The organism is Delftia sp. CH05, from assembly GCF_009827015.1.
GTDB lineage: Bacteria > Pseudomonadota > Gammaproteobacteria > Burkholderiales > Burkholderiaceae_C > Comamonas > Comamonas tsuruhatensis.
The window spans coordinates 87,157-110,973 of record NZ_WUMG01000002.1; the positions used below are offsets into that span (position 1 = coordinate 87,157).

Annotated in this window: 22 protein-coding genes; 10 read left to right on the forward strand and 12 right to left on the reverse strand. The window is 67.8% G+C overall.

The annotated features are described in order from the left end of the window. Nucleotides 1-44: 44 nt before the first annotated feature. From GRX31_RS02225 to GRX31_RS02260, 8 genes are all read right to left on the reverse strand, one after another. On the reverse strand, nucleotides 45-842 hold the full coding sequence (locus tag GRX31_RS02225; protein ID WP_016445738.1) for an SDR family oxidoreductase: 798 nt from the start codon (nucleotides 840-842) through the stop codon (nucleotides 45-47). A 140-nt stretch (nucleotides 843-982) separates the two neighbouring features. Next, nucleotides 983-2,299, reverse strand: a complete 1,317-nt coding sequence (locus GRX31_RS02230) for a DUF3422 family protein (protein WP_016445737.1) — start codon at nucleotides 2,297-2,299, stop codon at nucleotides 983-985. A 153-nt stretch (nucleotides 2,300-2,452) separates the two neighbouring features. Continuing rightward, nucleotides 2,453-3,964 carry a tripartite tricarboxylate transporter permease gene (locus tag GRX31_RS02235; RefSeq protein WP_160851315.1) on the reverse strand — a complete coding sequence of 504 codons (1,512 nt, stop codon included), beginning with the start codon at nucleotides 3,962-3,964 and terminating at the stop codon, nucleotides 2,453-2,455. 15 nt (nucleotides 3,965-3,979) lie between these two features. Next, nucleotides 3,980-4,468 (reverse strand): tripartite tricarboxylate transporter TctB family protein, encoded by a 489-nt coding sequence (locus GRX31_RS02240; RefSeq protein WP_160851317.1) that lies wholly within the window; start codon nucleotides 4,466-4,468, stop codon nucleotides 3,980-3,982. A 196-nt stretch (nucleotides 4,469-4,664) separates the two neighbouring features. Beyond that, nucleotides 4,665-6,467, reverse strand: a complete 1,803-nt coding sequence (locus GRX31_RS02245; protein ID WP_016445734.1) for a GspE/PulE family protein — start codon at nucleotides 6,465-6,467, stop codon at nucleotides 4,665-4,667. A gap of 69 nt (nucleotides 6,468-6,536) precedes the next feature. Then, a complete protein-coding gene (locus GRX31_RS02250; protein WP_016445733.1) occupies nucleotides 6,537-7,337 on the reverse strand; it encodes a hypothetical protein in 801 nt (266 codons plus the stop codon). A gap of 20 nt (nucleotides 7,338-7,357) precedes the next feature. Further along, nucleotides 7,358-7,903: a DNA-deoxyinosine glycosylase gene (locus tag GRX31_RS02255; RefSeq protein ID WP_160851517.1), complete on the reverse strand. Its 546-nt coding sequence runs from the start codon at nucleotides 7,901-7,903 to the stop codon at nucleotides 7,358-7,360. A 70-nt stretch (nucleotides 7,904-7,973) separates the two neighbouring features. Next, entirely contained in the window at nucleotides 7,974-8,795 is an 822-nt protein-coding gene (locus GRX31_RS02260) for a TatD family hydrolase (protein WP_160851319.1), read from the reverse strand. A gap of 214 nt (nucleotides 8,796-9,009) precedes the next feature. Here GRX31_RS02260 and GRX31_RS02265 point away from each other — a divergent pair, with 214 nt between their 5' ends. Next, nucleotides 9,010-10,476, forward strand: a complete 1,467-nt coding sequence (locus GRX31_RS02265) for a methyl-accepting chemotaxis protein (protein ID WP_133072223.1) — start codon at nucleotides 9,010-9,012, stop codon at nucleotides 10,474-10,476. A 43-nt stretch (nucleotides 10,477-10,519) separates the two neighbouring features. Here GRX31_RS02265 and lolD read toward each other — a convergent pair whose 3' ends face one another. The 3 genes from lolD to GRX31_RS02280 form a co-directional block, all read right to left on the reverse strand. After that, nucleotides 10,520-11,236 (reverse strand): lipoprotein-releasing ABC transporter ATP-binding protein LolD, encoded by a 717-nt coding sequence (gene lolD / locus GRX31_RS02270; protein WP_013800885.1) that lies wholly within the window; start codon nucleotides 11,234-11,236, stop codon nucleotides 10,520-10,522. Further along, on the reverse strand, nucleotides 11,229-12,482 hold the full coding sequence (locus GRX31_RS02275) for a lipoprotein-releasing ABC transporter permease subunit (RefSeq protein ID WP_026062761.1): 1,254 nt from the start codon (nucleotides 12,480-12,482) through the stop codon (nucleotides 11,229-11,231). Before GRX31_RS02275 ends, lolD begins: the two co-directional genes overlap by 8 nt. Nucleotides 12,483-12,543: 61 nt before the next feature. Beyond that, entirely contained in the window at nucleotides 12,544-13,014 is a 471-nt protein-coding gene (locus tag GRX31_RS02280; protein ID WP_016445728.1) for a MarR family winged helix-turn-helix transcriptional regulator, read from the reverse strand. 179 nt (nucleotides 13,015-13,193) lie between these two features. On the opposite strand from GRX31_RS02280, the gene GRX31_RS02285 reads away from it, so the two are divergent. The 7 genes from GRX31_RS02285 to GRX31_RS02315 all read left to right on the forward strand — a co-directional run bounded on the left by GRX31_RS02285 (nucleotide 13,194) and on the right by GRX31_RS02315 (nucleotide 20,194). Next, the gene (locus GRX31_RS02285; RefSeq protein ID WP_016451085.1) at nucleotides 13,194-14,216 is read left to right on the forward strand and encodes a tripartite tricarboxylate transporter substrate binding protein; all 1,023 of its coding nucleotides are present in this window, start codon (nucleotides 13,194-13,196) and stop codon (nucleotides 14,214-14,216) included. A gap of 44 nt (nucleotides 14,217-14,260) precedes the next feature. Then, nucleotides 14,261-15,586, forward strand: coding sequence for a sulfatase family protein (locus tag GRX31_RS02290; protein ID WP_133072225.1), 1,326 nt, complete (start codon nucleotides 14,261-14,263; stop codon nucleotides 15,584-15,586). Nucleotides 15,587-15,652: 66 nt separating this feature from the next. Further along, on the forward strand, nucleotides 15,653-16,651 hold the full coding sequence (locus GRX31_RS02295) for a hypothetical protein (RefSeq protein WP_017406863.1): 999 nt from the start codon (nucleotides 15,653-15,655) through the stop codon (nucleotides 16,649-16,651). Between the two features lie 10 nt (nucleotides 16,652-16,661). Then, nucleotides 16,662-18,380: a single-stranded-DNA-specific exonuclease RecJ gene (gene recJ, locus GRX31_RS02300; protein WP_160851321.1), complete on the forward strand. Its 1,719-nt coding sequence runs from the start codon at nucleotides 16,662-16,664 to the stop codon at nucleotides 18,378-18,380. Between the two features lie 98 nt (nucleotides 18,381-18,478). After that, nucleotides 18,479-19,159 carry a CsgG/HfaB family protein gene (locus GRX31_RS02305; protein WP_016445723.1) on the forward strand — a complete coding sequence of 227 codons (681 nt, stop codon included), beginning with the start codon at nucleotides 18,479-18,481 and terminating at the stop codon, nucleotides 19,157-19,159. Beyond that, on the forward strand, nucleotides 19,156-19,530 hold the full coding sequence (locus tag GRX31_RS02310) for a DUF4810 domain-containing protein (protein ID WP_016445722.1): 375 nt from the start codon (nucleotides 19,156-19,158) through the stop codon (nucleotides 19,528-19,530). Before GRX31_RS02305 ends, GRX31_RS02310 begins: the two co-directional genes overlap by 4 nt. Before the next feature lies 1 nt (nucleotide 19,531). Further along, nucleotides 19,532-20,194, forward strand: coding sequence for a DUF799 domain-containing protein (locus GRX31_RS02315; RefSeq protein WP_017407772.1), 663 nt, complete (start codon nucleotides 19,532-19,534; stop codon nucleotides 20,192-20,194). A 57-nt stretch (nucleotides 20,195-20,251) separates the two neighbouring features. On the opposite strand, the gene GRX31_RS02320 is transcribed toward GRX31_RS02315, so the two are convergent. Further along, nucleotides 20,252-22,024, reverse strand: coding sequence for a methyl-accepting chemotaxis protein (locus GRX31_RS02320; RefSeq protein ID WP_046984442.1), 1,773 nt, complete (start codon nucleotides 22,022-22,024; stop codon nucleotides 20,252-20,254). A gap of 211 nt (nucleotides 22,025-22,235) precedes the next feature. Here GRX31_RS02320 and GRX31_RS02325 point away from each other — a divergent pair, with 211 nt between their 5' ends. Together GRX31_RS02325 and GRX31_RS02330 are read left to right on the forward strand one after the other, a co-directional pair. After that, a complete protein-coding gene (locus GRX31_RS02325; RefSeq protein WP_034364087.1) occupies nucleotides 22,236-23,099 on the forward strand; it encodes a 3',5'-nucleoside bisphosphate phosphatase in 864 nt (287 codons plus the stop codon). 25 nt (nucleotides 23,100-23,124) lie between these two features. Continuing rightward, nucleotides 23,125-23,769 carry an L-threonylcarbamoyladenylate synthase gene (locus tag GRX31_RS02330; RefSeq protein ID WP_016445718.1) on the forward strand — a complete coding sequence of 215 codons (645 nt, stop codon included), beginning with the start codon at nucleotides 23,125-23,127 and terminating at the stop codon, nucleotides 23,767-23,769. The last annotated feature ends 48 nt before the right edge of the window (nucleotides 23,770-23,817 follow it).

A 23,817-nucleotide genomic window follows, 5' to 3' on the forward strand; every position in this document is an offset into this window, starting at 1 on the left:
CTTGCGGGCTCCGGAGGCGGTCATGGTCGCAGTGCCCTGGCGCATCAGAAGGTTCCTGCGTACAGGCCGCCGTCGGGCAGGATGTTCTGGCCCGTCATGTAGCCTGCGTGGGCGCTGCACAGGAAGGCGCAGATGGCGCCGAATTCATCGGGCGTGCCGAAGCGGCGCGCCGGCACCTGGGATTGCTGCACCAGGCGCACATCGTCCAGGCTCTTGCCGCTCTTGTTGGCGGCGGCCGTGAAGGTGGTGCGCAGGCGGTCGGTGTCGAACTTGCCGGGCAGCAGGTTGTTGATGGTCACGCCCTTGGCCGCGATGCCGCTGCGCGCCAGGCCCGCCACAAAGCCCGTGAGGCCGCTGCGCGCGCCGTTGGACAGGCCCAGGATGTCGATGGGCGCCTTCACGGCGCTGGACGTGATGTTGACGATGCGGCCGAAGCCGCGTGCCGCCATGCCGTCCACCGTGGCCTTGATCAGCTCGATGGGCGTGAGCATGTTGGCGTCCACGGCCTTGAGCCAGGCCGCGCGGTCCCAGTCACGGAAATCGCCGGGAGGCGGGCCGCCCGCATTGGTGATGACGATATCGAAATCCACGCCCGGGCCGCCGGCGGCCGACAGCACGGCGGCACGGCCTTCCTCGGTGGTGATGTCGGCGGCAACGGCCAGCACCTTCACCTGCGGCGCGAGGGCCGCAAGGCTGGCCGCGGCCTCCTGCAGGGCCTCGGGATTGCGCGCATTGATCACCAGGTTCACACCCTCTTGCGCCAGCGCCTTGGCACAGCCAAAGCCCAGGCCCTTGCTGGCGCCACATACCAGGGCCCACTTGCCCGCGATTCCCAGATCCATGTCTCACTCCTGAATAAACACAACCTTGCTCGATCCTTGCAGAACGGCAGCGCACATTGTGCGCGAGGCTTCGACGCTTTCACGCCAAACGTGAGAAAACGTGAACTCGTCGGCACACCGGCGAGCCCCTGGCGCTGCCTTCAATGCGCGCCGCCGCCGTGCTGGCCACGGAACAGCCTGTGGTGCAGCCTGCGCAAGGACCACCACACACCCAGCGCCACAACGGGAATGGCGACGGCGGCCGTGCTCTCCGGCGACCAGGGCCAGCCCAGGGCCTTGGCGCCCTTGGCCAGATAGCTGATCAGGCCCGTGAAGTAGTAGGTGATGGCGGCCACGGACAGGCCTTCCACCGTGGACTGCAGCTTGAGCTGCATGTCCTGGCGCTGGTTCATGGCGCCCAGCAGTTGCTGGCTGCTTTGCTGCTGCTCGATCTCCACGCGCGTGCGCAGCAGGCTGCTGACGCGCGAGACGCGCTCGGACAGCGCGTTCTGCCGCCGCGCCGCCCATTCGCAGGTGCTGCGCGCCGGCGTCAGGCGCCGGTCCATGAACTCGCGGATGGTCTGTATGCCGTCGATGCGTGATTCCTGGATGTCCTGAATGCGCTTGTCCACCAGCTCGAAATAAGCCGCACTGGCGGAAAAGCGCGAGTGCGTGGTGGCGTACTCGCTCTCCACCTGCCCAGCCAGGCGCGTGAGCCGGTCCAGCAGCGCCGGCTCGGCATCGCGGTCCGCCAGGCGGATGGAATGGGCCAGGGCCGCCAGGTCCCGCTCGGCCGTGGCCAGAACGGCAGCGGCCTGGCGGGCGGCAGGCAGGCCCAGCAAGGCCGCCATGCGGTAGGTCTCGATCTCCAGCAGGCGCTGCACCAGCCGCCCCAGGCGGCGCGGCGACAGCGATTCGCCGGCCAGCAGCAGCATGCGCGAGAAGCCATCGGCATGGATGGCGAAGTCCGTGTAGACCTTGCCCGCATCGCCGGCCACACGTGCGCCCACCAGCGTGTCTTCCTGCAGCAGGTGGCGCACCAGGTGCGGCTCGTTGATCGCCTGTTCCTGCAAGGCCCACAGGTGCAGGCCGCTCAGGCACTGGCCAGGCAATGCAGCCAGCCAGTCGCGCGGCACGTAGTCGATGGCGGCCTCGGGCTCGCGCACATCGTCCATGCCGGCCTGCGACATGGGCTTGCTGAAGGTCCAGCAGACGAATTCCGTGTGCAGCTCCCAGCGCAGGTGAAAGGCGCCCAGATCGATGAGCACATGCGTGGTCGCCGCATCGGGCGGGGGCAGGTGGTGGTTGCGCAGCAGGGTGGCCACATGGGCGCGGCTGGCCTCGCGCTGGGCCGCATCGGTGAGCATCACCACATGGGTGATGGCCAGCGGCGCCTGCATTTCCTCGGCGGGACGCGCATGGATCTCGTTGTGCAGCAGCACGCGCAGCGGGTGCTGGGATGACAGAAGTGGGGACATCGTGACCTCGAAAGACTGCGCGCTATTGTGCAGGCACGGGCGCTGCGTCCTCCCGCCATCCGGGATCAACAGCTTTCACGTGCATTTCTCGTCGACGCAAAAAAAAACGGCCCCGAAGGGCCGTCAAGCAACATGGTTGCAGCGCTGAGGCGATCAATCCTCGACGAATGCTTCTTCGCGCTTGTTCTTCACTGCGGGCATCAGCACCACCACCAGCAGCACCACGGCGGCGAGCAGCAGGCCGGCCGAGATCGGACGGGTCACGAACACGCTCCAGTCGCCACGCGACAGCAGCAGCGCACGGCGCAGGTTTTCTTCCATCATCGGGCCCAGGATGAAGCCCAGCAGCAAGGGAGCCGGTTCGGCACCCAGCTTGTGGAACACATAGCCCACGAAGCCGAAGATACCCACCATCCACACGTCCCAGGTGTTGTTGTTGGTACCGTACACGCCGATCGCGCAGAACAGCACGATGGACGGGAACAGCCAGCGGTAGGGCACGGTCAGCAGCTTGATCCAGACGCCGATCAGCGGCAGGTTCAGCACGATCAGCATCAGGTTGCCGATCCACATCGAGGCGATCAGGCCCCAGAACAGCTCGGGGTTGCTGGTCATCACCTGCGGGCCCGGCTGGATGTTGTGGATGGTCATCGCGCCCACCATCAGCGCCATCACGGCGTTGGGCGGAATGCCCAGCGTCAGCAGCGGGATGAAGGAGGTCTGCGAACCTGCGTTGTTGGCCGACTCGGGCGCGCACACGCCACGGATGTTGCCTTGGCCGAAGGGGACTTCGCCCGGCTTGAGCTTGGTCTTCTTCTCGATGGTGTAGGCAGCAAAGGCCGACAGCATGGCACCGCCACCGGGCAGGATACCCAGGGAAGAACCCAGGGCCGTGCCGCGCAGCATGGCAGGCAGCATGCGCTTGAAGTCCTCGGCGGTGGGCATCAGGCCCGTCACCTTGGCGGCGAACACTTCACGCTCGTCCTCGGGCTTGGACAGGTTGGCAATGATTTCGCCGTAGCCGAACACGCCCATGGCGATCACGACGAAGTCGATACCGTCGGTCAGTTCGGGAATGTCGAAGCTGTAGCGGGCCACACCGGAGTTCACGTCGGTACCGACCATGCCCAGCAGCAGGCCCAGCACGATCATCGCAATGGCCTTGAGCAGCGAGCCCGAAGCCAGCACCACGGCGCCGATCAGACCCAGGGTCATCAGCGAGAAGTACTCGGCAGGGCCGAACTTGAAGGCCACTTCCGTCAGCGGAGGCGCGAAGGCGGCCAGGATCACGGTGCCCACGCAGCCTGCGAAGAACGAGCCTATGCCTGCGGCAGCGAGAGCGGGTCCCGCTCGCCCCTTTCTGGCCATCTGGTAGCCGTCGATCACGGTCACCACGGACGAGGATTCACCCGGCAGGTTCACCAAAATGGCGGTGGTCGAGCCACCGTACTGCGCACCGTAGTAGATACCGGCCAGCATGATCAGCGCCGCCACCGGAGGCAGGGCGTAGGTCGCTGGCAGCAGCATGGCGATCGTTGCCACGGGGCCGATGCCTGGAAGCACGCCGATGAGCGTACCGAGCAGACAGCCGACGAAGCAGTAGATCAGGTTCTGGAAAGTGAAGGCGACGCCGAAGCCGGTCGCCAGGTTCTGAAAAAGTTCCACGGACGATGCTCCTGCTTAGCCGGTGATGAAGCTGGGCCAGACGGGGAACTGCAGATTCAGTGCCCACACGAAGGCCACATAGCTGCCTACGGCAAGGACGGTGGCCAGAATTGCCACTTCCTTGAAGTTGAAGCTATGGCCGCCCAGGCTGGCGATGAACACCAGCGCATAGATGGCGACGATCAGACCGAACTGGGGAATGCCCAGATTGGGAACGCCGACCAGCAGGATGCCGAAGGCAAAGTTCGCGGCCAGGACGAAGAACACCTGCTTCCACGCCCACTTGCCGATCTTGTCACCGCCGGAGGGGCCCTTGGTCAGGCCGGAGAAGCAGATGGCCGTGCCCAGAATGGACATCAGCACACCCAGGATCAGCGGGAAGTAGCCCGGGCCCATGCGGGCACCGGTGCCGATGGTGTAGTTGGTTGCGCCGATCGCAAAAGCGAGGCCGACAACCAAAAACATCACACCGGAAAAAAAGTCTTTCTGACTCTTGATTTTCACGAGAATGTCTCCTTACGGAATCACGACCCGGCGATTTTGCGTTCAGAAAAACTGTGTCCGAATGTGGATTCCACCTACAAAGGGCATACCCTCATGTCCTACCCGCATGAGGAAAAAAGGGTGCCCATGCCAGGCACCCCATCCATCAGTGGCAACGGCCTGCGCAAGAGCAGGCACTTACGTTTTTATCCGCCAGTCAGCCCAGCAGGGGCGTGCTGGCCATGACCTCTTGCAGCGTGGTCACGCCTTCGGCCACGCGCAGGGCTCCAGCCAGGCGCAGCGGACGCATGCCGTCCTGCACGGCCTGGCGGCGCAGCGCATCCATGGACGGCGAGGTGTGGATCTGCTGCTTGAGCGCCTCGCTCACGGTCAGCAACTCGTACAGACCCATGCGCCCGCGAAAGCCCGTCATGCGGCAATCCACGCAGCCCACGGGCTTGTAGGGCTGGTAGCTGCCTGACAGTTTCCAGGGCCGCACGGCCTCGGCCAGCGTGGCGGCCGAAGTCTCCTCGTCGCGCTGCTTGCATTGCGGGCACAGCGTGCGCACCAGGCGCTGGGCCAGCACGCCCAACAGCGTGGCGTTGATCAGGTAGGGCGGCACGCCCAGCTCCATCAGCCGGCTCACGGCGCTGGGCGCATCGTTGGTGTGCAGCGTGGAGAACACCAGGTGGCCGGTCAGCGCGGCCTGCACGGCCATCTCGGCCGTGGCCAGGTCACGGATTTCGCCCACCATGATGATGTCCGGGTCCTGGCGCATCAGCGAGCGCAGTCCCTCGGTGAAGCCGAAGTCCAGCTGCGTCTGCACCTGGGTCTGGTTGAAGCTGGGCTCGATCATTTCGATCGGGTCCTCCACGGTGCTGACGTTGACCTCCTCCGTGGCCACGCGCTTGAGCGTGGAGTACAGCGTGGTGGTCTTGCCCGAGCCCGTGGGACCGGTCACGAGGATGATGCCGTGCGGGCGGCGCACCAGCTCGTTCCAGCGCTGGGCGTCATGGCTGGTGAAGCCCAGGGCGTCCAGGTCCTTGACCGTGTTGTCGGGGTCGAAGATCCGCATCACCAGCTTTTCGCCAAAGGCCGTGGGCAGCGTGGACAGGCGCATTTCCACCTCGTCGCCGCGCGGGTTGCGGGTCTTGATGCGCCCATCCTGGGGGCGGCGCTTTTCCACCACGTCCATGCGCCCGAGCAGCTTCACGCGCGAGACCATGGCGTTGAGCACGCCCATGGGCACCTGGTAGACCGGATGCAGCACGCCGTCGATGCGAAAGCGGATCACGCCCTGGTCGCGCCGGGGCTCCATGTGGATGTCGCTGGCGCGCTGGTCGAAGGCGTATTGCCACAGCCAGTCCACCACGCGCACCACGCCCTGGTCGTTGGCATCGAGCTGCTTGCTGCTGTTGCCCAGCTCCACCAACTGCTCGAAGCTGGCCGCGCTGGCCGCACCGCCGGCCTTCTCGGCAGCGCGCACCGACTTGGCCAAGGCGAAGAACTCGCCCGTGTAGCGCTTGAGGTCCACCGGACTGGCCAGCACGCGGCGCACCTTGCGGCGCGCCTGGCGCTCGACCTCAGCCACCCAGTCGTCGATGAAGGGCTCGGCCGTGGCCACCACCACTTCCTGCGGCGACACCTGCACGGGCAGCACCTTGTGGCGCTCGGCATAGCTGGCGCTCATGATTTCGCCCACGCGGCCCGCATCCACGCGCAGCGGGTCGATGCGCAGGTAGGCCAGGCCGCTGCGGCTCGCCAGGTACTGGGTCAGCTCCTCGATGTCCAGCGCGCGCCCGTCCCCGGCCCGGGCCACGCCCACGTTGGCCAGCCGGACCAGCGGGTGCTGGGTGCTCTCGGCCTGCGAGCAGCGCGCCACGGTGCGCTGGGCCTCTTCGGCCGTGATCACGCCGTCGGCCTGCAGCCACTGCACCAGCCTGCGCCAGTCCAGGGGCCCTGAAGGATTGCGCGGAGCGACGGCGGTTGTGGGCTGTGCGGTGGAGGTCGGGTCGGACATGGCGTTGGGCCGGAAGCTGAACTGCGCCCTATGGTAAGCCTGCCGGCCTCCCTGCCCGGCCAGCCCGCTCTACCAGGGCCGCACGAAGATCTTGGGCCAGCGCGTGGTGGGCAGGTCCCAGCGGGCCTGCACCTGGGCGCTGGCGGCCTGCAGCGCTGCGGGGTCGAGCGCGCGCGGCGTGCGCTGGGCCAGCACCACGGTGTTGCCTTCGCGCGTGGGGCGGAAGGCCCACATGGCCTCTTCGCCAAAGGCTTCGGCCATGCGTGCCAGGCTGCGCTCGTAGCTGGAGGTGCGGCCGAACAGGTTGACGGTCATGATGCCGTCCTCGGTCAGCAGATTGCGGCAATCGGCATAGAACTCGGCGCTGTCCAGCACGGGCGCGGCCGCATCGTGGTCATAGAGATCAACGGCCAGCGCATCGACCGTGCCCAGCCACTGGCTCTTGCGGATTTCCTGGGCCGCATCGGCCAGCACCACGCGCAGCGTGTCGCTGTCGGGCGGCAGCTTGAACCAGCTGCGGCACACGGCCAGCACCTGCGGGTTCAGCTCGATGGCCGTGGTGCGCATGCGCAGCTTCTTGTGGCAGAACTTGGTGATGGCCGCGGCGCCCAAGCCCAGCTGCATGGCATGGCGGCCGGCCACGCTGGCGGGTTCCATGAACAGCAGCCAGCCCATCATGCGCTGCACGTACTCCAGCTCGATCTCGAAGGGCTCGCGTATGCGCATGGAGCCCTGTATCCAGGGCGTGCCCAGGTGCAGGTGGCGCACATCGCCATCGTCGGAGACGCTGACTTCGGGCAGCTCGGCATCTGCGGCGTTGGCGGGAGAGGAAGGGGCGGCCTTGGCGGCGCCACGGGTCTTGCGTATCACGTCGGGAAAAATGGAAAGATTCAGAGCAGTTGATGGAGAGCCAGCGCCTCGCGCCAGGCCTGGACCTTGCGTTCGAAACGCCAGCTCGCGTTGGCCGGGCTGGTCGATGGCAGCTTCACGGCAGCCAGGCCCAGGGCCTGCGTGCGGCCGGCGTGCTTGTAGCTTTCTCCACCGTTGTGCAGGGCCAGCTTCAACTGCGGGCAGTGCGTGCGCAACGCAGCGAAGTCGTTCACCTCGGCAGCGCGGATGGCGCTGTCCAGGCTGCCTTCGCGCTCGCAGCTGGCGTACACATCCCACAGCCCCAGGCCCCGGGCCAGCAGCCATTCGCAGCAGCCCGCATAGTCGTCGCGGCCGGGCTGCGGATACTCGGGCCACAAGGCCTGGAGCAGGGGCCAGAACTGGTTTTGCGGATGGGCATAGTACTGCTGCAATTGCAGCGATCGCAGGCCCGGAAAGCTACCCAGCACCAGGGCCCGGGTCCGCGCATCGGCCACCGGCGCCAGGCCCTGCCAGCGCGGGGCATCCGCGGGCCGCAGATCGGAAACGGTCAAGGACATGGCCGGCATTGTCGCCCAGCACTCGCCGGGCTGCTTGCTGCGGGCGGCAAGACCGCTGATGGGCATGCGCGGCCCAGGCTCAGGCCATGGCGGGCAGGCCGCGCAGCGTGGCCCGCGCGTTGCGGCCCGTGGCCTCGGCCAGGGCCTGGAGCGTGATGCCGCGCAACTGCGCAATCACGTCCGCAATGCGTGCCAGCTCGGCCGGCGTATTGCGGCCCTGGGCCTGGCCCTGGGCACGCTGCCCGGCCGTGGTGTAGAGCCAGTGCGGCGGAATGTCGGGGGCATCGGTTTCCAGCACCAACGCGTCCAGCGGCAAGCTGGCTGCCAGCTCGCGCAGCCTGAGCGCGCGGTCATAGGTCACGGCGCCGCCGAAGCCCAGCTTGAAACCCAGGTCGATGAAGGCCTGGGCCTGCTGCACGCTGCCGTTGAAGGCATGGGCAATGCCACCCGCCACGGGCCGCGCGCGCAGGGTCTTGAGCAGCCGGTCGCTGGACTTGCGCACATGCAGGATGACCGGGAGATCGAACTCGCGCGCCAGCGCGATCTGCTGCTCGTAGAACCAGACCTGCCGCTGTGCGTCCAGCCCCGGCACGAAGAAGTCCAGCCCGATCTCGCCCACGGCCACCAGTTGGGGATCGCCACGCAGCCGGTCCAGCGTCTCGCGCAATGCGGCAATGTCCTGCTCGCGGGCATTGGGCGTGTACAGCGGATGGATGCCCAGCGCATAGCTGTCGCCATGGCGCCGCGCCAGCGCCACCACGGTGTCCCAGTGCTCGCGCGCCACGGCCGGAATCACCAGATGCGCAACGCCTGTCTCGGCCGCCTGGGCGCGCACGGCGTCGCGGTCGGCGTCGAATTCGGGGGCATCGAGGTGGCAGTGGGTGTCTATCCAGGCGGGCATGGCCGCATCATGCCACCGGCCCGGGCGGCGCCCGTCCAAGGGGCAGACGAGGCCCGGAGCAAGGGCAAACCCTTGGCTTATTGCGAGTCAGCTCCGTTTGACAAAATCAATACACGAATGGCTTGCGCCTCCATAAAAATACATAAAGTAACACTTACACCCCGCATCGGGCTCCCGCATCACCGGCCGGCATGCTTTGGAGAGAGGAATTCCCATGAAGCGCTCAGCATGGAGTCGAATCCTGGACCTCGGTGGCGCACGCCGCAAGGCGGAGCTTGACGGGCAATTGGCCGCCATACACAAGTCCCAGGCGGTGATCGAGTTCGACCTGCAAGGCCATGTGCTGGCTGCCAACCAGAACTTCCTGGACACCATGGGCTACGAGGAGCACGAGGTCATCGGCCAGCACCACCGCATGTTCGTGGACAGCCAGGTCAGCGAATCCCCCGAATACGCCCGGTTCTGGCAGCGCCTGGGCAGCGGCATCCACGATGCGGGGCGCTACCGGCGCATCGCCAGGGATGGGCGCGATGTCTGGCTGCAGGCCAGCTACAACCCCATCTTCGACCGGCATGGCCGGCCCTTCAAGGTGGTGAAGTACGCCACCGACATCACCGAGCAGCAGCGCCGCAACGCCGATGCCGAAGGCCAGCTGGCGGCCATCTCCAAGGTGCAGGCCATCATCGAGTTCGACCTGGACGGCAACATCCTCCATGCCAACCGCCTGTTCCTGCAAGCCATGGGCTACACGCTGGACGAGGTTGTCGGGCGGCACCACAGCATGTTCGTCCAGCCCCATGAGCGCCAAAGCGCCGAATACGCGCAGTTCTGGCGCAAGCTGGGCAGCGGCCAGCACGATGCAGGCCAGTACCTGCGCATCGGCAAGCACGGCCGCCAGGTCTGGATCGAGGCCAGCTACAACCCCATCCTCGATGCCGACGGCCGGCCCTTCAAGGTAGTCAAGTACGCCCGCGATATCACGCGCCGCTTCACGGCCGCGCAGACCCTGGGCGAGGCCATGCAGGGCCTGAGCGAAAGCGCCGAGCACGCAGGCCAGGCCAATGAACTGGCCCGCCAGGCCTGCCGGGTGGCCGAGCAGGGCGGGCGCACGGTGCACGAGGTCATGGGCACCATGGAGTCCATCAGCGCCAGCTCGCGCAAGATCAACGACATCATCGGCGTGATGGACGGCATCGCCTTCCAGACCAATATCCTGGCGCTGAACGCCGCCGTGGAGGCGGCCCGCGCCGGCGAGCAGGGCCGGGGCTTTGCCGTGGTGGCCGGCGAGGTGCGGGCACTGGCGCAGAACAGTGCTGCCGCCGCCAAGGAGATCAAGCAGCTCATCCACACCTCGGTGGAGCAGGTGGCTCTGGGCGCCGAGCAGGTGCGACAGGCCGGCGGGACCATGCAGGAAATCGTGGATTCCTCCCACCAGGTCACGGCCATCATGGGCGACGTGGTGCAGGCCTCCATGGCGCAGTCTGCGCGGCTGCGCGAGGTCACGGCCGACCTGACGGCCCAGAGCGTAAACATCGGCGACACGCCCCGCGCGCAACCCGTGCGCAAGTCGCTGCCGGCGGCCATGGTTCCCGAGGCCCCGCAGATCAAGGCGGCGCCAGCGCCCACCGTGGTGCCTGTGCGCACGCCGCACATGGGCGGCAAGCTGCTGCGCATGGCCTGACGCCGGAGCGCGCAGGACGGCGCATGCAGGACCCAGTACAGGGTCAGGCCAGCTGTCCCTGCACCAGGCGCACCATGCGGTCGCAGCGCGCCGCGAGCTGCTCGTCGTGCGTGACCATCACAAAGGCCGTGCCATGGCTGCGCGCCAGCTCCAGCATCAGGCGGAACACGGTGTCGGCCGTGCTGCGGTCCAGGTTGCCGGTGGGCTCGTCGGCCAGCACGCAGGCAGGCTGCGTGACCAGGGCGCGGGCAATGGCCACGCGCTGGCGCTCGCCCCCCGACAGCTCGGCCGGCCGGTGCAGCATGCGTTCGCCCAGGCCCACGGCCGCCAGCATGCGTGCGGCGCGCTCCATGCACTCGGCCCGGTCGTCGCGGCGTATGCGCAGCGGCATGGCCACGTTGTCCTGGGCGCTGAATTCGGGCAGCAGATGGTGGAACTGGTAGATGAATCCCAGGTGCCTGTTGCGCAGCGCACCCTGCTTCTGGGCGCTGAGTTCATGCAGGGGCTCGCCCTTGAGGGTGACGCTGCCGCTGGTGGGGGCATCCAGCCCGCCCAGCAGGTGCAGCAGCGTGCTCTTGCCCGAGCCCGAGGCGCCGACAATGGCCAGCGTCTCGCCCGCACGCACCTGCAGGTCGACACCTGCCAGCACCTGCACGTTGAGCCGTCCTTCGGCGAAGCGCTTGGTCAGGCCGCGCGCATCGAGGACCACGGCGCCCTGCTGGGACACTTCGAAACCGGGCATCACATTCACTTCATTCATAGCGCAGCGCCTCGGCGGGGTTCACGCGGCTGGCGCGCCAGCTCGGGTAGATGGTGGCGACAAAGGCCAGGACCAGGGAGATCACGGCGATGGGCATGATGTCGCTGTACTGCGGATCGCTGGGCATCTTGCTGATCAGGTAGATGTCCTTGGGCAGGAAGTTGGCATGCAGCAGGCGCTCGATGGCCGGCACGATGACATCGATGTTGAAGGCGATGCCCAGGCCCAGCAGCAAGCCCGCGAAGGTGCCGATGACGCCGACCATGGCGCCCTGCACCATGAAGATTCCCATGATGCTGGACGGCGAGGCGCCCAGCGTGCGCAGGATGGCGATGTCGGCGCGCTTGTCGGTCACCGTCATCACCAGCGTGGACACGAGGTTGAACGCAGCCACGGCCACGATGAGCGTGAGGATGATGAACATCATGCGTTTTTCCAGCTGCACGGCCGCGAACCAGGTGCGGTTCTGCTGGGTCCAGTCGCGGATCAGCAGGCGGTCGGTGATGGTGTGGGCCAGCTCCATGGCCACGCGCGGCGCCTCGTGCAGGTCCTTGAGCTTCAGGCGGATGCCGGTCGGCCCTTCCAGGCGGAACAGGCGCTGCGCGTCCTCGTAATGCATCATCACCAGGGCCGAGTCGTATTCGTAGTGGCCGGAGTCGAAGGTGCCGGCCACATGCATCTGCTTGAGGCGGGGCACCACGCCGGCCGGCGTGACCTGGCCGCCCGGGGCGATCAGCGTGACCATGTCGCCCTGGCGTACGCCCAGCGAGCGCGCCAGCTCCACGCCCAGCACCACGTTGAACTCGCCAGGCACCAGGCGCTTGAGCACCTCGGCATTGGTGGCGGCCACGTCGGTGACCTCGCCCTCGCGCGCCGGATCGATGCCGCGCACCAGGGTGCCCTTCATGTCCTCGCCACGCGCCAGCAGCGCCTGGGCCGCGACGAAGGGGGCGGCGCCCAGCACGTCGGGGTTGGCGCGCGCCTCGCGCATGGTGCGCTCCAGATCGGGCAGCGCCGCGCCCTGGGGCGCGAAGATCTCGATGTGCGAGACCACGCTGAGCATGCGGTCGCGCACTTCCTTCTGGAAGCCGTTCATCACGCTGAGCACGATGATCAGCGCCGCGACACCGAGGGCGATGCCCAGCATGGAGACGCCGGAGATGAACGAGATGAAGCCGTTGCGGCGCGTGGCGCGCCCGGCCCGGGTGTAGCGCCAGCCGACGGCCAGTTCGTAGGGAAATTGCATGGGCATGCATTGTGTCATCGCCCGCAGGCCCTGCATGGCGGCAGGCTTTGCCGTCGGCGTGTCAGCGCCGGTGCCGTCCGCGGTCCACACGCGGCAGGGCGTCGTAGCGGCCCTCTGCCTCCAGCGTCAGCGCATGGCGCTGCAGCCTGGCCAGCAAGGTGTCGAATTGTTCAAGTTCCTCGTCGCTGAGCACGGACACCAGGTCCAGGTGGATCTGGGCCATGCGCGGCAGGATCAGGCCGTACATGCGCCGCCCCTCGGCCGTCAGCGACACGGCCACGCGGCGGCGGTCGCCGGGCAGGGGGCTGCGCTGCACCCAGCCCTTTTCCTCCAGCCCGCTGAGGGCGCGCGAGGTGCGTGCGCGGTCCAGCTGCGCGCGTTCGGCCAGCTCCGACGACAGCAGGCCCTCGTTGGCAGCCACCGTGGCCATCACGCCCCACTCGCGGCGCGTGATGCCGAAATGCGCCTCGCACATGCGCATGGCCACGCCGCCGGCCGCACCAAAGTAGCGGTTGATGCGAAACAGCAGCATCTGCTGGATGGACGTGGGGGCTGGACGGGTATTCACGGGGAACAGTTGATTAGATCAATTGCTGCAGGGACTTCTACAGTGGCCCCGTCCGGAAAGGAGACAACGGGAGCCACCGTCCGGAGCCGGCCTGGGGATTCTCGCAAAGCCCGGCGCCCCCGCAGCGCAGAAAGTTCGCCACCATGTTTTCCCTGTTCCAAGCCACCCATGCCACCCATGCCTTGCGCAGCCCGCTGCTGCGGGCCGGCCTGGCCCTTCTGCTGGGCCTGGGCTCCGGCGCTGGCGCCCGGGCCGATGCGGCCGCCGATGCCGCGGCCTGGCCCGCCAAACCCGTGCGCATCGTCGTCGCCTTCGCGCCCGCCGGCGCCGCCGACATCCTGGCGCGCAGCCTGGGCGAGGTACTGCAGCGTGAACTCAAACAGCCCTTCGTCGTGGACAACCGGCCCGGCGCGGGCGGCAACATCGGCACCGACAACGCGGCCAAGGCGCCCGGCGACGGCTACACGCTGCTGGTCGGCATCGACACGACCTTCACCGTCAATCCCTTCATCTACAAGAGCATGCCGTTCAAGGGCACGGACCTGCGTCCCGTGATGATGATCGCCTCGCAGGGAATGATGGTGGCCGTCAACCCACGCACAGGCCTCAGGACCCTGGACCAGTTCATCGCCCAGGGCAAGAGAAGCGGCCTGACGCTGGGCTCGGCCGGCTACGGCACGCCGGGCCATCTGGCCTCGGCCATCCTCACCCATGCCACGGGCGCCAAGGTCAGTCACGTGCCCTACAAGGGCAACGCCCCGGCCAGCACGGCCGTGCTGGCGGGCGAGGTGGACGGCGGCATCATCAGCTCCTCGGCCATGCTGGGCCAGGTGGCGGCCGGCAAGGTCGTGCCGCTGGCCGTGACCACGCGCCAGCGCAACCCGCTGGTGCCCGGCGTGCCCACCGTGGGCGAGCTGGGCCACAAGGACCTGGAGCAGGAAGTGCTGTTCGCCCTGTGGGTGCCTGCCGCCACGCCCGAGCCCCTGGTCGCAAGAATCCAGTCCGCGCTGGAAAAGGCCATAAAGGATCCGGCCCTGCGCGAGCGCATGCGCGCCAACGACCTGTTCTACGAAGGCCTGACCGGCCCGGCCGCCGCCGAACGCATACAGGCGCTGGCCGACCGCTACCGGACCGTGATCCAGTCCACCGGAATGAAGATGGAATGAGCGCCGCCGCTTCCCGTCCACAACCCTGCACAGAGCGCATGTCCATGTCCCGTCCCAATATCCTCTTCATCGTGGCCGACGACCTCGGCTATGCCGACCTCGGCTGCTACGGCGGCCGGGCGGCCGACTTCGGCCCGGTATCGCCCGTGCTCGACCGACTGGCCGCCGGTGGCCTCAGGCTCACCCAGGGCTATGCCAACTCGCCCGTGTGCTCTCCCACGCGCTTTGCCCTGGCCACGGCGCGCTACCAGTACCGCCTGCGCGGTGCGGCCGAGGAACCCATCAACAGCAAGACACGCGGCACGCCGCTGGGCGAGAAGCTGGGCCTGCCGCCGGACATGCCCACCGTGGCCTCCATGCTCAGGGATGCGGGCTACCGCACGGCGCTGATCGGCAAATGGCACCTGGGCTACCCGCCGCACTTCGGCCCGCTGCGCTCGGGCTACGAGGAATACTTCGGCCCCATGTCGGGCGGCGTGGACTACTTCACCCACCTGAGCAGCTCGGGCCAGCACGACTTGTGGGTGGGCGAGGAGGAACACCATGACGAGGGCTACCTGACCGACCTGCTGTCGCAGCGCAGCGTGGACTTCGTCCACCGCATGGCCCAAGGCGATGCGCCCTTCTTCCTGAGCCTGCACTACACGGCGCCGCACTGGCCCTGGGAAACGCGCGAGGACCGCAGCACGGCCGAGGCACTGGGCGCAGGCATTGCCCACCTGGACGGCGGCAACATCCACCAGTACCGCCGCATGATCCACCACATGGACGAAGGCATAGGCTGGATCGTCGAGGCGCTGCGCGCCAACGGGCAGCTGGACAACACCCTCATCGTCTTCACCAGCGACAACGGCGGCGAACGCTTCTCCGACAACTGGCCCCTGGTCGGCGGCAAGATGGACCTGACCGAGGGCGGCATACGCGTGCCCTGGATCGCGCACTGGCCGGCCGTGATCGCACCGGGCCGCAGCAGCCCCCAGCACTGCATGAGCATGGACTGGTCGGCCACGGTGCTGGATGCCGCCGGCGTGCAGGCGCCAGAGGGCCATGCGCTGGACGGCATCTCGCTGCTGCCCGTGCTGCGCGCCGAAGATGCCGAATTCCCACGCACCCTGCACTGGCGCATGAAGCACCGCGGCCAACGTGCCCTGCGCGATGGCGACTGGAAGTACCTGCGCGTGGACGGCATCGACTACCTGTTCGACCTTGCCGCCGACGAGCGCGAGCGCGCCAACCAGGCAGTGCGCGCGCCCGAGAGACTGGCCGCCATGCGCAGCGCCTGGGAAGACTGGAACCAGGGCATGCCACCCATCCCCGAGGACGCCACGGTCAGCCTGGTCTCTTCGGCCCGCGACATGCCCCAGCGCTGAACCGCGCTCCAAGGGGAAAAACGAAGGCGCCGGCATTGCGGCAACCCATGCCCGACAATAGCGGCCATGCTTTTGACTGCGCCCCTGGTGTCCTCCACCCAAGCCCCGCTGGAGGAAACGACCGAATGGATCATTCCCTATGCCGGCGGTCCGTCCTCGGATGCAGCGGATGACGCTGCCGTCGCGGCCGTCTGGGGCGGCCTGGAGCTGCCCCATCTCCAATCCCTGCTGGCGCTGATGCAGCCCGCGCCCGCACAGACCGGCACGGAGATGGATTTTTCTCCCCCCCACGAACGCGCCCTGGCGCACTCGCTGGGCCTGCCCGATACACCGGGCCTGATTGCCTGGGCCGCCTGGCAGGCCGGTGAGACGGCACAGGCCTGCGCCTATGTCACGCCCTGCCACTGGCACATAGGCGCAGACCAGGTGCACCAGAGCGATCCCGCCACCACACCCCTCAGCGATGAGGAATCCCGCCAGCTGCTGGCCCTGCTGGCGCCCTGGTTCGCCGACGACGGCATCGTGCTGGAGTACCAGCAGCCGCAGCGCTGGCTGGCGCGCGGTGCGCTGTTCGATGACCTGGCCACGGCCTCCATGGACCGCGTCATCGGCCGCGACGTGCGGCCCTGGCTGCCCGATGCGCAGCAGGCGCGCGCCCTGCACCGCCTGCAAAGCGAGGTGCAGATGCTGCTCTACACCCATGTCTTCAACGACGCCCGCGCCGCGCGCGGCCAGGTGCCCATCAACGCCTTCTGGGTCCACGGCGCCGGGCGCCTGCAGCCCGGCACGGCCACCGGCGCCAAGGCCGCCGTGCAATGCCTGGACGACCTTCACGCCGCAGCCCTGCAGGGCAACCCCGCTGCGTGGCGCGAGGCCTGGAAGGCGCTGGACGCCGGGCTCATCGCCCGCCTGCTGGAGCGCGTGCGCGCAGGCCACCCGCTCACGCTGACGCTGTGCGGCGAACGCCATGCCATCGCATGGAGCAGCCGCCCGCCGCGCTGGCTGGACAGGCTGACGGGCCTTTTCGGCCCCCGCGCCCTGCCCGACCTGGGCCGCATGCTCTGACACACTGCCCATGAAAATCATTCCCCGCGAGATCCCTGCGCAGCAGGCCTGGGCACTGCGCCAGGCCGGTGTCCACCCGCTGCTGGCCCAGCTCTACGCCGCACGCGGCGTGTGCTCCGCCGACGAACTGGACGACACGCCCGCGCGCCTGCTGGCCCCCTCGGGCCTGCTGGGCATGGACGCCGCCGTGCGGCTGCTGGCCGATGCCATAGAGCGCGGCCTGCGCCTGTGCATCGTGGCCGACTACGACTGCGACGGCGCCACCGCCTGCGCCGTGGGCTGGCGCGGCCTGCGCATGCTGGGCGCGACCGAGGTCAGCTACCTGGTGCCCGACCGCGTGGTGGACGGCTACGGCCTGACACCCCCCATCGCGCGCCGTGTTAAGGAAACCGGCGCCGACGTGATGGTCACCGTGGACAACGGCATTGCCAGCGTCGAAGGCGTGGCCGAGGCCAAGTCCCTGGGCCTGCAGGTGGTCGTCACCGACCACCACCTGCCCGGCAACCACCTGCCGCTGGCCGATGCCATCGTCAACCCCAACCAGCCCGGCTGCAGCTTCGAGAGCAAGTCCATGGCCGGTGTCGGCGTGATGTTCTACGTGCTGCTGGCCCTGCGAGCCGAACTGCGCGCGCGCGGCCGCTTCGACAAGGCCAGCCAACCCCGGCTGGAGGCCCTGCTGCCCCTGGTCGCCCTGGGCACGGTGGCCGACGTGGTCCGGCTGGACGCCAACAACCGCCGCCTGGTCGCCCTGGGCCTCAAGCAGATACGCCGGGGCCAGATGCAGCCGGGCCTGCAGGCCTTGTTCGACGCGGCCGGCCGCAAGGCCTTTGCGGCCACCACGTTCGACTTCGGCTTTGCCCTGGGCCCGCGCATCAATGCAGCAGGCCGGCTGTCCGACATGACCATCGGCATCGAGTGCCTGACCACAGACGATGCGGGCCGCGCCGCCAACCTGGCCCAGATGCTGGACGCCATCAACCGCGAGCGCCGCGAGCTGGAAGGCGGCATGCGCGAGCAGGCCCTGCTCATGGCCGAGGGCCTGTGCACGGACGGCATGACGCCGCCGGCGGCCATCAGCGTGTTCGACCCCGATTTCCACGAAGGCGTGGTCGGCATCGTGGCCTCGCGCATCAAGGACCGCATGCACCGGCCCAGCTTCGTCTTCGCAGCCAGCGGCGCGCCGGGGCACGAGCATGAACTCAAGGGCTCGGGCCGCTCCATTCCCGGCTTTCACCTGCGCGACGCGCTGGACCTGGTATCCAAGCGCCACCCTGGCCTGCTGCTGCGCTTCGGCGGCCACGCCATGGCGGCCGGCTGCACCATTGCCGAAGCCGGATTCGCCGTGTTCGAGAAGGCCCTGGCCCAGGTGGCCCAGGAATGGCTGGACGCGGCCACGCTGACGCGGCGCATAGAAACCGACGGGCCTCTGGACCCGGATTTCCGCAAGCCGGAAATGGTCGAGCAGCTCAATCTCGCGGTCTGGGGCCAGGGCTTTGCGCCTCCCACCTTCAGTGAACAGCTGGAAGTGCTGTCACAGCGCCTGGTCGGGGAAAAGCACCTGAAACTGCAATTGCGCCATCAGGGCGAAACCGTGGACGGCATCTGGTTCGGCCATACCGACCCGCTGCCGTCATCGGCCTGCATTGCATTTCGCATGGACATCAATGAATGGCGCGGAGAGCGCAAGGTGCAATTCTTGATCGAGGGCGTTCATTCGGACATTTCCTAGAGATCCCACCGGCCCTTCACGGCGCCGCTCGGTTAATATCCCCGGTTTTTTGCAACAATTTATTGCAAATTCATTCCAAGAAAACCGGGGAAAAACTCATGACTTCTCGCCTGTGGCCTTGCACGGCCATTGCCATCACCCTGGCCGCCGGCCTTTCCGGCTGCGCCACCACCGAGCAATCGCGCACGCTTGAAACGGCCAAACCCGCTTCTGCATACAGCGCCTATCAAGGCCCGCGCAGCCCCATTTCCGTGGGCAAGTTCGACAACCGCTCCAGCTTCCAGCGCGGCATTTTCTCGGACGGAGTCGACCGCCTCGGTGGCCAGGCCAGAACCATCTTGGTAACCCACCTGCAGCAAAGCGGCCGATTCAGCGTGCTGGACCGCGACAACATGTCCGAGACCCGCCAGGAAGCGGGCTTCAACCGGCAGGAGCAGGCGATCAAGGGCGCCACCTACGTCGTGACCGGCGACGTGAGCGAATTCGGCCGCAAGGTGGTCGGGGACCGCCAGTTCTTCGGCGTGCTCGGCCGTGGCAAGGAGCAGGTGGCCTATGCCAAGGTCAGCCTGAACATCGTCCGGGTGCAGACCTCCGAAGTCGTCTATTCGGTGCAGGGCGCAGGCGAATACAGCCTGTCGAACCGGGAAATCGTGGGATTCGGCAGCACGGCCGGCTATGACTCCACACTCAATGGCAAGGTGCTGGATCTGGCCATCCGCGAAGCCGTGGACAAGCTGGCGGCCGGCATGGACAGCGGAGCATGGAAGCCCGCGCAATGAAGCAGATTCCCCATTCGGCCGCAACCCTGGCTGCACTGGCCATTTGCGCCTCGTTGGCCGGCTGCGCCGCACCGCGCCAGCCGCTGTATGCCTGGAACGATTACCAGCCCCAGGTCTATCAATACCTCAAGGATGACGGAAGCACAGGCGCCGAGGACCAATTGCTCAAGCTGGAAGAAACCCGCCTGAAGGTGCAGGCCGAGGGAAAGGCTTTGCCCCCCGGCTATCGCGCCCATATGGCCATGCTGTATTCCCGGACCGGCAACAACGAAAAGACGGTGCAGCAATTGGCAGAGGAAAAGCAGCATTTCCCCGAATCCGCCAAGTTCATGGACACGCTGCTGCAAACCTTCACGGCCCGCAAGGATTGAGATGCGCCTGAGCACACACATCAAGACCCTGGCCCTGGCCATGACCGTCGCACTGACCGGGTGCGCCACCACTGCGCCCTATGACTATTCGGCACTGCGGGCATCCAAGCCTGCATCCATCCTGGTCATGCCCGCGCTGAACCAGTCGCCGGAAGTGAATGCGCCGGCCGGCGTGCTGTCGCAGATCACGCTGCCGCTGGCAGAGGCTGGCTACTACGTCCTGCCCGTGGCGGTCACCGAGGAAATGTTCCGCCAGAACGGCATCGTCAGCGCCGACGATGCGCAGGAACTGCCCGTGGCCAAGCTCCGTGAAATCTTTGGCGCCGATGCGGCCCTGTACCTGAACATCCGCAACTACGGCACCAGCTATGCGGTGATCAGCAGCGCCTCGGTGGTCACGCTGGACGCCAAACTGGTGGACCTGCGTACCGGCACACAGCTGTGGGACGGCAGCGCCACGGCCTCCAGTGCCGAAGGCCAAAGCTCGGGCGGCGGACTGGTCGGCATTCTGGTGACGGCACTGCTCAACCAGATCCTGGACACCATGAACGACCGCAGCGTGCAGATCGCCTCCATCGCCAACCAGCGCCTGCTGTCGCCCATGGCGCAGCGCGGACTGCTGCCGGGCCCGCGCTCGCCCGACTACGGCAAACCGCGCAACTGACGAAGGCCTGCAGGCCGGCGCACATGCACGCGCCGGCCTGCATCCCCGCTCCTCCCGCTAGAAGGTCTCCCAGTCGTCGTCCGCGCCGGCCTTGGCAGGTGCCCGGGCGGGCGCCTTGGCCACAGGCGGCTGGATCTGGGGCGCCGGTGCATTGCGCACGGCGGCAGCCGGGCGTGCCGCGGGCGCGGGACGTGCCGCCGCTGCAGGGGCTGCTGCCGGTCGGCGCGCCACGGCGGCTGAACTGGCGGGCGCCTGCGCCCGGGCCGGTGCCAGCGCACTGCCTTCCTGCCCCAGCTTGAACACCGCCACCACCTCGGACAGGCGCCGCGCCTGGTCCTGCATGGCCAGCGCAGCCGCGCTGGATTCCTCGACCAGGGCCGCATTCTGCTGCGTCATCTGGTCGAGCTGGCTCACGGCCTGGTTGACCTGGCCAATGCCGTCGCGCTGCTCGGTGGACGAGGCGGTGATCTCGCCGATGAGGTCGCTGACGCGGCGCACGCTGGAGACGATTTCCTCCATGGAGCGCCCCGCCTGCTCCACCTGCTGCGAGCCCGACTGCACGTTGTCCACGCTGGTGGTGATCAGCAGCTTGATCTCCTTGGCGGCCTCGGCACTGCGCTGCGCCAGCGAACGCACCTCGCCGGCCACCACGGCAAAGCCCCGGCCCTGCTCGCCTGCGCGGGCCGCTTCCACGGCGGCGTTGAGCGCGAGGATGTTGGTCTGGAAGGCAATGCCGTCGATCACGCCGATGATGTCGGCGATCTTGCGGCTGCTGTCCGTGATCTGCTGCATGCTGGTGACCACCTGGGCCACCACGGCGCCACCCTGCTCGGCCGCCTGCGCGGCCGTGGCGGCCAGCTGGTTGGCCTGGCGCGCCGTATCGGCCGACTGGGTGACGGTGGCCGTCAGCTCCTCCATGCTGGCCGCCGTCTCCTCCAGATTCGCCGCCGTCTGCTCGGTACGCGAGGACAGGTCCTGGTTGCCGCTGGCGATCTGGTTGGAGGCCGTGGACACGGACTCCACGCCCGAACGCACCTCGCCCACCACGCCGCGCAGCCGCTGGGCCATGCCGTTGAGCGCCTGCAGCAGATGGCCCAGCTCATCGCCCCGGTTGCTTTGCACCGACCCCGTGAGATCGCCTGCGGCAATGCCGTCGGCCAGCGCCACGGCCTGGTCCAGCGGCCGTGTGATGGAACGCATGATGGCCATGCCCATGAACAGGCCCAGGGCCACGATGAGCGCGCTGGCCAGGGCGCCGATCCAGTAGGCCCGGGTGCGGTGGGCGACGCCCTCCTCGCGCGCCAGCTCGCTTTGGCGCTCCTGCTGCTGCACAAAGGCTTCCTGCGCCGTGTTGTACCGCTCGGCCGCCGGGCGCAGCTGCTTTTCCACGATGTCGAAGGTAGAGGCGAAGTCGCTGGCCTTGCGCGCATCCTGGGCCGCCGAGTTGGCCTTGAGCGTTTCCCGGCGCTCGGCCGCCACGGCCTCCAGCGCCTGCTTGCCCTTGGCATCGAGCTGCAGCTCGCCCACCTGCTTTTGCAGCACGTTGATGCGTTCTATGCCCTTGCTCATCAGCGCGCGCTGCTGCGCGGCCAGCGTCTCGTCGGGTGACATGGCCGCGACGATGGAGCGCTCCACGCTCATCTGGGTCAGATGCCGCCACTCGCGCGCCAGCGTGGCGCCGCGCTGCGCGGTCATCACGTCGGTGTTGATCTTCTCGTTGACTCCGTGCAGATAGAACAGGATGCCGCCGTTGACCGCCAGCATGCTCACCAGCAGTCCCAGCACCAGGGCCCAGAGTTTCTGGGCGACGGTGATTTGATTCAGATTCATGGAAAAACCGATCTTTTTTCTAACAATGCCGGAGCCTGGCCATGGCGCCCCGCCGACCTTCGCTCCGGGCAATCATTCTTGTCCACCCTTGACGGCGCCTGGCTGATCATCGTCATGCCGCTGTCACTATTGAGGGCGGTAAACCCGCACTCAGGGAAGTCCCCAGCCGCAGCGCCAGGCTCGGAAAAGGACCGACACCTACAATGGGCCGGTGCCCAAGTCCTATCTGAATGCCGATCTGCACAGCCACTCCGTGGTCTCGGATGGAACGCTGACGCCTGAACAACTGGCCGAACGTGCCGCGGCCCGCGGCGTGCAGCTGTGGGCGCTGACCGACCACGACGAGGTCGGCGGCCAGCACCGCGCAGCCGCCGCAGCGCGCGCCTGCGGCCTGGACTACCTGACGGGCGCAGAGATCTCGGTGAGCTTTGCAGGCACCACGGTGCACATCGTGGGCCTGGGCTTTGACGCAGACGACCCGGCCCTGGTCGAAGGCCTGCATGCCACGCGCGACGGACGCGGTCCCCGCGCCCGCGAGATGGCCCACCAGCTGGAGCTGGCCGGCATTGAAGGCAGCTACGAAGGCGCGCTGCGCTTTGCCGGCAATCCCGCGCTGATCTCGCGCACGCATTTCGCGCGCTTTCTCGTGGAATCCGGCCGCTGCCGCGACACCGGCGAGGTGTTCCGCCACTACCTGACCGAAGGCCATCCCGGCTACGTGCCCCATACCTGGGCGCGCCTGGCCGACGCCGTGCGCTGGATCACGCAGGCCGGCGGCGTGGCGGTGATCGCCCACCCGGCCCGCTATGCGCTGACGGCCAACGAGGAGTACGCGCTGTTTTCCGAATTCAAGGCCCATGGGGGCCAGGGCGTGGAGGTCGTCACCGGCAGCCACCGCCCCAGCGAGTACGCTGTCTATGCCGACATGGCCCGCGAGTTCGGCCTAGCCGCCTCGCGCGGCAGCGACTTCCACAGCCCCGAGGAGTCGCATACCGACCTGGGCGACCTGCCCTACCTGCCGGGCCAGCTGACGCCGGTATGGGAACTGCTGGGCGAGCGCATTCAGCCGGCCTGAGCCCTTCCCGCAAACAACGCACACCATGGTCCTACGCTTCGAAGCCCACCCCGACAATCCCCAGCCCCGTCTCATCAAGCAGGCCGCCGACATGCTGCGCCAGGGCGCCATCCTGGCCATTCCCACGGACTCCAGCTATGCACTGGTCTGCCATCTGGACGACCGCCCTGCGGTGGAGCGGCTTCGCCGCATCCGCCAGATCAACGACAAGCACCACCTCACGCTGCTGTGCCGCGACCTGTCGGAGCTGTCCAGCCATGCGCGCGTGGACAACCGCCAGTACCGGCTGTTGAAGCTGGCCACGCCGGGCCCCTACACCTTCATCCTGGAAGCCTCCAAGGAAGTGCCCAAGCGCCTGAGCCACCCCTCGCGCAAGACCATCGGCCTGCGCGTGCCGGACCGCAAGGGCACGCAGCTGCTGCTGGAGCAGCTGGGCGAGCCGCTGATCGCCACCACGCTGATCCCGCCCGGAGAGACCGAGGCCCTGCATGACGCGGATGCCATCCTGGAGCGCTTTCCCCACGAGCTCGATGCCATCGTCGATGCAGGTGCCTGCCCCTCGGAGCCGACCACGGTGATCGACCTGGTGCCCATGGCCCTGGGCAATCCGCCCACCGTGGTGCGGCAAGGCCGGGGCAGCCTGGAGGCCCTGGGCCTGGAAATGACCTGAATCACCCCACCCCCCGCACAAACATCAACGCCGGGCATGCCCGGCGTC

Bases quoted from the DNA above. Each gene is read 5' to 3' on its own strand.
- GRX31_RS02260 (WP_160851319.1), bottom strand. From the start codon at position 8,795: ATGCCCGCCTGGATAGACACCCACTGCCACCTCGATGCCCCCGAATTC.
- GRX31_RS02265 (WP_133072223.1), top strand. From the start codon at position 9,010: ATGAAGCGCTCAGCATGGAGTCGAATCCTGGACCTCGGTGGCGCACGC.
- GRX31_RS02330 (WP_016445718.1), top strand. From the start codon at position 23,125: ATGGTCCTACGCTTCGAAGCCCACCCCGACAATCCCCAGCCCCGTCTC.
- GRX31_RS02295 (WP_017406863.1), top strand. From the start codon at position 15,653: ATGCTTTTGACTGCGCCCCTGGTGTCCTCCACCCAAGCCCCGCTGGAG.
- GRX31_RS02280 (WP_016445728.1), bottom strand. From the start codon at position 13,014: ATGCTGCTGTTTCGCATCAACCGCTACTTTGGTGCGGCCGGCGGCGTG.
- recJ (WP_160851321.1), top strand. From the start codon at position 16,662: ATGAAAATCATTCCCCGCGAGATCCCTGCGCAGCAGGCCTGGGCACTG.
- GRX31_RS02315 (WP_017407772.1), top strand. From the start codon at position 19,532: ATGCGCCTGAGCACACACATCAAGACCCTGGCCCTGGCCATGACCGTC.
- GRX31_RS02245 (WP_016445734.1), bottom strand. From the start codon at position 6,467: ATGTCCGACCCGACCTCCACCGCACAGCCCACAACCGCCGTCGCTCCG.
- GRX31_RS02255 (WP_160851517.1), bottom strand. From the start codon at position 7,903: ATGCCGGCCATGTCCTTGACCGTTTCCGATCTGCGGCCCGCGGATGCC.
- lolD (WP_013800885.1), bottom strand. From the start codon at position 11,236: ATGAATGAAGTGAATGTGATGCCCGGTTTCGAAGTGTCCCAGCAGGGC.
- GRX31_RS02305 (WP_016445723.1), top strand. From the start codon at position 18,479: ATGACTTCTCGCCTGTGGCCTTGCACGGCCATTGCCATCACCCTGGCC.
- GRX31_RS02290 (WP_133072225.1), top strand. From the start codon at position 14,261: ATGTCCCGTCCCAATATCCTCTTCATCGTGGCCGACGACCTCGGCTAT.
- GRX31_RS02230 (WP_016445737.1), bottom strand. From the start codon at position 2,299: ATGTCCCCACTTCTGTCATCCCAGCACCCGCTGCGCGTGCTGCTGCAC.
- GRX31_RS02285 (WP_016451085.1), top strand. From the start codon at position 13,194: ATGTTTTCCCTGTTCCAAGCCACCCATGCCACCCATGCCTTGCGCAGC.
- GRX31_RS02225 (WP_016445738.1), bottom strand. From the start codon at position 842: ATGGATCTGGGAATCGCGGGCAAGTGGGCCCTGGTATGTGGCGCCAGC.
- GRX31_RS02310 (WP_016445722.1), top strand. From the start codon at position 19,156: ATGAAGCAGATTCCCCATTCGGCCGCAACCCTGGCTGCACTGGCCATT.
- GRX31_RS02275 (WP_026062761.1), bottom strand. From the start codon at position 12,482: ATGCAATTTCCCTACGAACTGGCCGTCGGCTGGCGCTACACCCGGGCC.
- GRX31_RS02320 (WP_046984442.1), bottom strand. From the start codon at position 22,024: ATGAATCTGAATCAAATCACCGTCGCCCAGAAACTCTGGGCCCTGGTG.